The following is an 8,790-nucleotide window of genomic DNA, read 5'->3' on the forward strand; positions in this document are numbered from 1 at the left end:
CTTGGGGTCATGTTTAATGCCATCTATGCGGCTCAAAACAAGCAAACCTTCCTTTACCATGGCCAAGAAGTGGAAACTTCAGGAAATCCTTTGGCCCACGTTATCCTTCGTGGTGCCATGAACGAATATGGTAAAAATGAACCCAATTTCTACTATGAAACCCTCTTAAATGCCATCAATCGCTATGAGACTATGGGACTTGAAAATCCCTTCATTATCATCGATACCAATCATGACAATTCAGGCAAGCAGTATATGGAACAAGTTCGCATTGTTCGTCAAGCCTTGCTGAATCGTGACTGGAATGAAAAGATTAAAAAGACGGTTCGAGGCTTTATGATCGAATCTTACCTAGCAGACGGTCGCCAAAACCAACCAGAGGTCTTTGGCTGCTCCATAACTGACCCTTGTCTAGGTTGGGAAAATACAGTAGCCTTGGTAGAAGAAATTTATACCACCTTAACAAAATAAGTGAAAAGGATGGAGTTGGGGGAATCTCAGCTCCTTTTATGAGTATGATAGTTGGACACGGAATTGACATCGAAGAATTGGCTTCGATAGAAAACGCAGTTACACGACGTGAGGGCTTTGCTAAACGCGTGCTGACCCCTAAAGAATTGGAGCGTTTTACCAGTCTCAAAGGGCGCAGACAGATCGAATACTTGGCAGGTCGCTGGTCAGCTAAGGAGGCCTTTTCCAAGGCTATGGGAACTGGTATTGGCAAACTGACCTTTCAGGATTTGGAAGTTTTGAACAATGAACGAGGCGCGCCTTATTTTAGTCAGGCACCATTTTCAGGAAAGATTTGGCTATCTATCAGCCATACAGATCAGTTTGTGACAGCCAGTGTCATTTTGGAGGAAAATCATGAAAGCTAGTCCACATAGACCAACCAAGGCTCTGATATTTCTGGGAGCTATTCGACAAAATATTCAGCAAATGGGGGCTCATATCCCTGAAGGAACGCTCAAGTGGGCAGTGGTCAAGGCCAATGCCTATGGTCATGGGGCTGTTGCCGTTGCCAAGGCTATTCAAGATGATGTTGATGGATTTTGTGTTTCCAATATTGATGAAGCCATCGAACTTCGTCAGGCTGGACTTAGCAAGAAAATCCTCATCTTAGGAGTTTCTGAACTAGAAGCTGTTGCTCTAGCTAAAGGATACGACATCACCTTGACAGTGGCTGGGCTGGAGTGGATTCAAACGCTCTTAGACAAGGAAGCAGATTTGACTGGCTTGACTGTCCACCTCAAGATTGACTCAGGGATGGGACGAATTGGTTTCCGAGATTCCAGTGAGGCTGAGCAGGCTCAAACCTTGCTCCAACAACACGGTGCTCGTGTTGAGGGGATTTTTACCCACTTTGCTACTGCAGATGAAGAATCAGATGCCTATTTTATTGCCCAGTTAGAATGCTTTAAAGCTATTTTGGCAAGTATGAAGGAAGTTCCAGAACTGGTTCATGCCAGTAACTCGGCAACGACCCTCTGGCATGCAGAGACTATTTTCAATGCAGTCCGTATGGGAGATGCCATGTATGGTCTCAATCCAAGTGGAGAGGTCTTGGACTTACCCTATGATTTGACACCAGCCTTGACCTTGGAGTCTGCCCTAGTTCATGTCAAGACAGTTCCAGCTGGAGCTTGCATGGGCTATGGAGCCACCTATCAAGCGGATAGTGAGCAAGTCATTGCGACGGTGCCAATCGGTTATGCGGATGGTTGGACACGAGACATGCAAAATTTCTCTGTCTTGGTAGAGGGACAAGCTTGCCCAATCGTCGGTCGGGTTTCTATGGACCAAATTACCATTCGTTTGCCTAAGGTTTACCCGCTAGGAACAAAAGTAACCTTAATTGGCTCCAACGGTGACAAGAAAATCACAGCTACTCAGGTAGCGACCTACCGTGGAACCATTAACTATGAGGTGGTTTGCCTCCTCAGCGACCGCATTCCGAGAGAATATTATTAAAAAAGAAAGGAGTGGAGCATGAATCTACATCAACCCTTGCATGTCTTGCCTGGTGTGGGACCAAAGTCAGCAGAGAAATACGCTAAACTAGGAATTGAAAACTTACAAGACCTCTTGCTCTACTTTCCTTTCCGTTATGAAGATTTCAAGACCAAGCAGGTCCTAGAGCTGGAAGATGGTGAAAAGGCTGTTCTATCTGGTCAAGTCGTGACTCCTGCCAGTGTCCAGTATTATGGTTTTAAGCGTAATCGCCTGCGCTTTAGCCTCAAGCAGGGAGAAGTCGTTTTTGCGGTTAATTTCTTTAACCAGCCTTATCTAGCAGATAAGATAGAATTGGGAGCAACGCTTGCCATTTTTGGAAAATGGGACCGTGCCAAGGCCAGTCTGACTGGGATGAAGGTTCTAGCTCAGGTGGAAGATGACCTCCAACCTGTCTATCGTCTGGCTCAAGGAATCAGTCAGGCAGGACTGGTCAAGGTTATCAAGACAGCCTTTGATCAAGGGTTGGACCTCTTAATAGAGGAAAATCTTCCCCAGTCTTTACTTGATAAATACAAACTCATGTCCCGTTGTCAGGCAGTTCGTGCTATGCATTTTCCAAAGGATTTGGCAGAATATAAGCAGGCCCTTCGCCGTATCAAGTTTGAGGAACTCTTTTATTTTCAGATGCAGTTGCAGACACTCAAGTCTGAAAATAGAGTTCAAGGAAGCGGTCTGGTTCTGAATTGGTCTAAGGAAAAGGTGACAGCTACTAAAGAAAATCTGCCTTTTGCTCTGACCTCAGCTCAGGAAAAGAGTTTGCAGGAAATTTTGACCGACATGAAGTCCGACCACCACATGAATCGTCTCCTGCAAGGGGATGTGGGGAGCGGAAAAACGGTGGTTGCTGGTTTGGCCATGTTTGCGGCGGTGACGGCTGGCTACCAGGCAGCTCTCATGGTGCCAACAGAAATCCTTGCGGAGCAACACTTTGAGAGTTTACAGAACCTTTTTCCAGACTTGAAACTGGCTCTCTTGACAGGTTCCTTAAAAGCTGCAGAGAAAAGAGAAGTTTTAGAGACCATTGCCAAGGGTGAGGCCGACCTTATTATCGGAACCCATGCTTTGATACAAGATGGGGTGGATTATGCTCGTCTTGGATTGATTATCATTGATGAGCAGCACCGTTTTGGTGTGGGCCAAAGGCGTATTTTACGGGAAAAAGGGGACAATCCTGACGTTCTCATGATGACGGCGACGCCCATTCCACGAACCTTGGCTATCACAGCCTTTGGCGATATGGATGTTTCTATTATTGACCAGATGCCAGTAGGGCGGAAGCCTATTGTAACTCGCTGGATTAAGCATGAGCAGCTACCTCAGGTCTTGACTTGGTTAGAGGGGGAAATCCAAAAAGGTTCGCAAGCCTATGTCATCTCTCCCTTGATTGAAGAATCTGAAGCTCTGGATTTGAAAAATGCCATTGCCTTATCTGAGGAGTTGACAGCTCATTTTGCAGGTAAGGCCGAAGTGGCTCTGCTACATGGTAAGATGAAGAGTGACGAAAAAGACCAGATTATGCAGGAGTTCAAAGAGAGAAAAACGGATATTCTGGTTTCGACGACGGTTATCGAGGTTGGGGTCAATGTTCCCAATGCGACCGTCATGATTATCATGGATGCCGATCGGTTCGGTCTCAGCCAGCTTCACCAGCTCAGAGGTCGTGTTGGTCGGGGAGACAAGCAGTCTTATGCTGTTCTTGTGGCTAATCCCAAGACGGACTCTGGGAAGGACCGCATGTGCATCATGACAGAAACCAACAATGGATTTGTCCTTGCGGAGGAAGATTTGAAAATGCGTGGATCGGGTGAAATTTTTGGAACCAGACAGTCAGGACTTCCAGAGTTTCAAGTGGCTGATATTATCGAAGACTTTCCTATTTTGGAAGAAGCCAGAAAGGTTGCCAGCTACATTAGTTCGATAGAAGGTTGGCAAGAGGATCCAGAATGGCGCATGATTGCTCTCCATCTAGAAAAGAAAGAACATCTAGATTAATACTCTTCGAAAATCTCTTCAAACCACGTCAACGTCGCCTTGCCGTAGGTATGGTTACTGACTTCGTCAGTTCTATCTGCAACCTCAAAACCGTGTTTTGAGCTGACTTCGTCAGTTCTATCCACAACCTCAAAACCGTGTTTTGAGCAACCTGCGGCTAGTTTCCTAGTTTGCTCTTTGATTTTCATTGAGTATAAGCCTTTTCTAAGAAATCTATAAGCTAGCTTTTAGGTTTGGATCTTATACTAGAGTCATCAAAAAGAAACGAGGACTCTCACATGACTATTAAAGTAACCTACCAAAAGAAATTCCAAACCGTCAAACTAGAGAAAGGAGCTAGCACCTATTGATACACAGAGAGCGGAAACGCTCTTTTTATTTTTAAAACTACTTTCAGACGATAGGTTTGAGGAAAGAGAATCTAAAATCACTTTCTATTTAGAATTCTTTCTTGCATTGCTTTCCTAGATATGCTAGAGTTATGATAGCGATTACAAAACTAAAGGAGCATGCTATGAAAAATCCAGCTTTATTAGAAGAAATCAAGACTTATAGAGGGCGAGATGAAGTTCCAGAAGATTTTGATGCTTTCTGGGATGAGGAAGTCAAAAAAGTTTCATCTCTTCCAGCCTACCAGTTGGAGGAAAGAGATTTCCATATTCCCCAAGTCAAGTGCTATGAGCTAACCTTTGAGGGAACCAATGAAGGTAAGGTCTATGCACGGGTCGTCCTTCCAAAAAGTGAGGAGAAAGTTCCCCTAATTTTCCATTTTCACGGTTATATGGGACGTGGCTGGGACTGGACCGACATGCTGGCCTTCACCGTGGCTGGTTACGGGGTTGTTTCCATGGACGTTCGTGGCCAATCAGGCTATTCGCAAGACGGCTTGCGCTCTCCACTAGGAAATACGGTGAAGGGACATATCATCCGTGGTGCTGTGGAAGGTCGGGAACATCTCTTTTATAAGGATGTCTATCTGGATATTTACCAGTTGATCGAAATTGTTGCTAGTCTGCCACAGGTAGATGAGGAAAGACTTTCTAGCTATGGTGCCTCACAAGGAGGAGCTTTAGCTCTGGTTGCAGCAGCGCTCAATCCTCGGATTCAGCGAACAGTTGCCATCTATCCCTTCTTGTCCGACTTTAGACGAGTGCTTGAGATTGGCAATACCAGTGAAGCCTATGACGAACTTTTCCGTTATTTCAAGTTCCACGATCCCTTCCATGAAACAGAGGAGGAAATCATGGCGACTCTTGCCTATATCGATGTGAAGAATCTTGCCCATCGTATCAAAGGAGAGGTCAAGATGATTACGGGCTTGGATGACGATGTTTGCTATCCTATTACCCAGTTTGCGATTTACAACCGTCTGACTTGCGACAAGGCCTATCGCATCATGCCAGAGTATGCTCACGAAGCCATGAATGTTTTTGTCAATGACCAAGTCTATAACTGGCTCTGTGGTAGTGAGATTTCTTTTTCTTATGTAAAAAAATAATTTTGAGAGGGCAGAAGCTCTCTTTTTTATGTCCAAAACCTGAAAGTACTTTTAGAAAATTTAAAATATTAAAATATTCTTAAAAGTAAAATCTATTCTGTGGGAACACAGATATAAATATAAGACTTTATTGTATAATAAAGGAAAAGTCACTTGTGAAAGGAGGAAGAAGGCTGCTGGGTGATTAAAAACTCGGGCTCAGCAGAAAATGGGAGAGGATTGGGAGCTCTCATTAAGTTGGATACTTTCTTGTAAAACTTGTCTCTTGAGAGACAATAAAAATTTTTAAAGAAAAAGAAAGCGCTTTATTTTATGAAAAATGAAAGGACAAACATGAATTACAAATCTTTAGATCGGAAACAGCGATACGGAATTCGAAAATTTGCAGTTGGGGCGGCATCTGTAGTGATTGGTACAGTAGTATTTGGAGCAAATCCAGTCTTAGCTCAAGAGCAAGCCAATGCAGCAGGGGCCAATACAGAAACTGTCGAACCTAGTCAAGGTTTATCAGAATTGCCAAAAGAAGTGTCCTCGGGAGATCTTGCTCATTTGGATAAGGATTTGGCTGGTAAATTGGCAGCAGCTCAAGACAACGGCGTTGAGGTGGACCAAGATCATTTGAAAAAAAATGAGAGTGCAGAATCAGAAACTCCATCCTCTACGGGAACCCCTGCAGAAGAAGCAAATAAGGAAGAGGAATCAGAGGATCAGGGTGCTATTCCTCGTGACTATTACTCAAGAGATTTAAAAAATGCTAATCCTGTCCTTGAAAAAGAAGATGTTGAAACCAATGCGGCAAATGGTCAGAGAGTCGATTTATCAAGTGAACTAGACAAACTAAAGCAACTAAAAAATGCTACAGTTCACATGGAGTTCAAACCAGATGCATCAGCTCCACGCTTTTACAATCTCTTCTCTGTATCCAGTGACACCAAGGAAAATGAGTACTTTACTATGTCGGTCCTTGATAATACAGCTCTTATTGAAGGGCGTGGCGCTAACGGGGAACAGTTCTATGATAAGTATACAGATGCTCCTTTGAAAGTTCGCCCAGGACAATGGAATTCCGTGACCTTTACTGTCGAACAACCGACAGCGGAGTTACCTCATGGTCGAGTTCGTCTCTATGTGAACGGTGTCTTATCTCGAACAAGTCTAAAATCTGGGAACTTCATCAAAGATATGCCAGATGTTAATCAAGCTCAACTTGGAGCAACCAAACGGGGCAAGAAAACAGTTTGGTCCTCAAATCTACAAGTCCGAAACCTAACCGTTTATGATCGTGCTTTAAGCCCAGATGAAGTTCAAACACGAAGTCAATTATTTGAAAGAGGTGAATTGGAACAGAAACTACCAGAAGGTGCGAAAATCTCTGAGAAAGAAGACGTCTTTGAAGGTGGTAGGAACAATCAACCAAATAAAGATGGTATCAAGAGCTATCGTATCCCAGCTCTTCTCAAGACAGATAAAGGAACGCTGATTGCAGGTGCAGATGAACGCCGTCTCCATTCGAGTGACTGGGGTGATATCGGCATGGTCATTAGACGCAGTGAAGATAATGGAAAAACATGGGGAGACCGAATCGTAATCTCAAATCCTCGTGACAATGAGCACGCTAAACATGCAGAATGGCCATCTCCAGTTAATATTGATATGGCCTTGGTGCAAGACCCTGAAACAAAGAGAATTTTTGCAATTTACGACATGTTCCTTGAAAGTAAGGCAGTATTTTCATTGCCGGGGCAAGCTCCGAAAGCTTATGAACAAGTGGGAGATAAAGTTTATCAAGTTTTATATAAGCAAGGAGAATCAGGTCGCTATACGATTCGAGAAAACGGAGAGGTTTTCGACCCTCAAAATAGAAAGACAGATTATCGTGTTGTCGTTGACCCTAAAAAACCAGCCTACAGCGATAAGGGAGATTTGTATAAAGGGAATGAGCTAATCGGAAATATTTATTTTGAATATAGCGAAAAGAATATTTTTAGAGTTTCCAATACCAACTACCTATGGATGTCCTACAGTGATGACGATGGGAAGACTTGGTCTGCACCAAAAGATATTACTCATGGGATTCGGAAAGATTGGATGCACTTCCTAGGAACTGGACCTGGTACTGGCATTGCCTTGCGTACAGGGCCTCATAAGGGAAGACTGGTGATTCCAGTTTATACAACAAACAACGTTTCCTACCTAAGTGGTTCTCAATCATCTCGTGTAATTTATTCAGATGATCATGGAGAAACATGGCAAGCAGGGGAAGCAGTTAATGATAACCGCCCAGTAGGCAACCAAACCATTCACTCTTCAACCATGAATAATCCAGGTGCCCAAAATACGGAGTCAACTGTTGTTCAGTTGAATAATGGGGATCTCAAGCTCTTTATGCGTGGGTTGACTGGTGATCTTCAGGTTGCGACCAGTCATGATGGGGGAGCAACGTGGGATAAGGAAATCAAACGTTATCCTCAAGTAAAAGACGTTTATGTTCAAATGTCCGCTATTCACACCATGCATGAAGGAAAGGAATACATTCTACTCAGCAATGCTGGTGGTCCTGGACGCAACAATGGTTTGGTTCACCTGGCTCGTGTTGAGGAGAATGGTGAGTTGACATGGCTGAAACACAATCCTATACAAAGTGGTAAGTTTGCATACAACTCGCTCCAAGAACTCGGAAATGGCGAATATGGTTTGCTTTATGAGCATGCGGATGGCAATCAAAACGATTATACTTTATCCTATAAGAAATTCAACTGGGATTTCTTAAGCAAAGACAGAATATCTCCTAAAGAAGCAAAAGTAAAATATGCTATTCAAAAATGGCCAGGTATTATAGCCATGGAGTTCGATTCGGAAGTATTGGTCAACAAGGCTCCGACCCTTCAATTGGCAAATGGCAAGACAGCAACCTTCATGACCCAATACGATACAAAAACTCTCCTATTCACAATAGATCCAGAGGATATGGGTCAAAGAATTACAGGTCTAGCTGAGGGTGCAATTGAAAGCATGCACAATTTACCAGTTTCTTTAGCTGGCTCTAAACTAAGCGATGGTATTAATGGCAGTGAAGCTGCTATCCATGAGGTTCCAGAGTTCACAGGTGGTGTTAATGCAGAAGAAGCAGCGGTTCATGAAGTTCCGGAGTATACAGGTCCAATGGCAACAGTAGGTGAAGAACCAGCTCCTACAGTAGAAAAACCAGAATTCACTGGTGGTGTCAATGCTGAGGAAGCCCCAGTGGCAGAGATGCCAGAGTACACCGGTCCATTATCAACAGTAGG

General features: G+C 43.8%; 6 protein-coding genes and 1 pseudogene. 6 read left to right on the forward strand and 1 reads right to left on the reverse strand.

All coding sequences use genetic code 11. The features are described 5' to 3' along the window. The 4 genes and pseudogenes from GMD6S_RS07380 to recG form a co-directional block, all read left to right on the forward strand. A pseudogene (locus GMD6S_RS07380) lies at positions 1-471 on the forward strand (3-deoxy-7-phosphoheptulonate synthase); the annotation flags it as partial. 44 nt (positions 472-515) lie between these two features. Next, positions 516-878, forward strand: coding sequence for a holo-ACP synthase (acpS, locus tag GMD6S_RS07385; RefSeq protein ID WP_008293557.1), 363 nt, complete (start codon positions 516-518; stop codon positions 876-878). Continuing rightward, positions 868-1,971: an alanine racemase gene (gene alr / locus GMD6S_RS07390; protein WP_000648052.1), complete on the forward strand. Its 1,104-nt coding sequence runs from the start codon at positions 868-870 to the stop codon at positions 1,969-1,971. Before acpS ends, alr begins: the two co-directional genes overlap by 11 nt. 18 nt (positions 1,972-1,989) lie before the next feature. Beyond that, positions 1,990-4,005, forward strand: a complete 2,016-nt coding sequence (gene recG, locus GMD6S_RS07395) for an ATP-dependent DNA helicase RecG (protein ID WP_001048732.1) — start codon at positions 1,990-1,992, stop codon at positions 4,003-4,005. Here the strand turns inward: recG and GMD6S_RS12975 are convergent. Continuing rightward, positions 4,002-4,193 (reverse strand): hypothetical protein, encoded by a 192-nt coding sequence (locus GMD6S_RS12975; RefSeq protein ID WP_000693216.1) that lies wholly within the window; start codon positions 4,191-4,193, stop codon positions 4,002-4,004. The two genes, recG and GMD6S_RS12975, sit on opposite strands and share 4 nt — an antisense overlap. A gap of 326 nt (positions 4,194-4,519) precedes the next feature. Between GMD6S_RS12975 and GMD6S_RS07405 the strand changes: the two genes are divergently transcribed. Further along, positions 4,520-5,503: an acetylxylan esterase gene (locus tag GMD6S_RS07405; protein WP_000795107.1), complete on the forward strand. Its 984-nt coding sequence runs from the start codon at positions 4,520-4,522 to the stop codon at positions 5,501-5,503. Positions 5,504-5,836: 333 nt separating this feature from the next. Then, the coding region (locus GMD6S_RS07410) for an SIALI-17 repeat-containing surface protein (RefSeq protein ID WP_044140719.1) at positions 5,837-8,790 on the forward strand (2,954 nt) is incomplete at its 3' end.

Source organism: Streptococcus sp. GMD6S, from assembly GCF_000297015.1.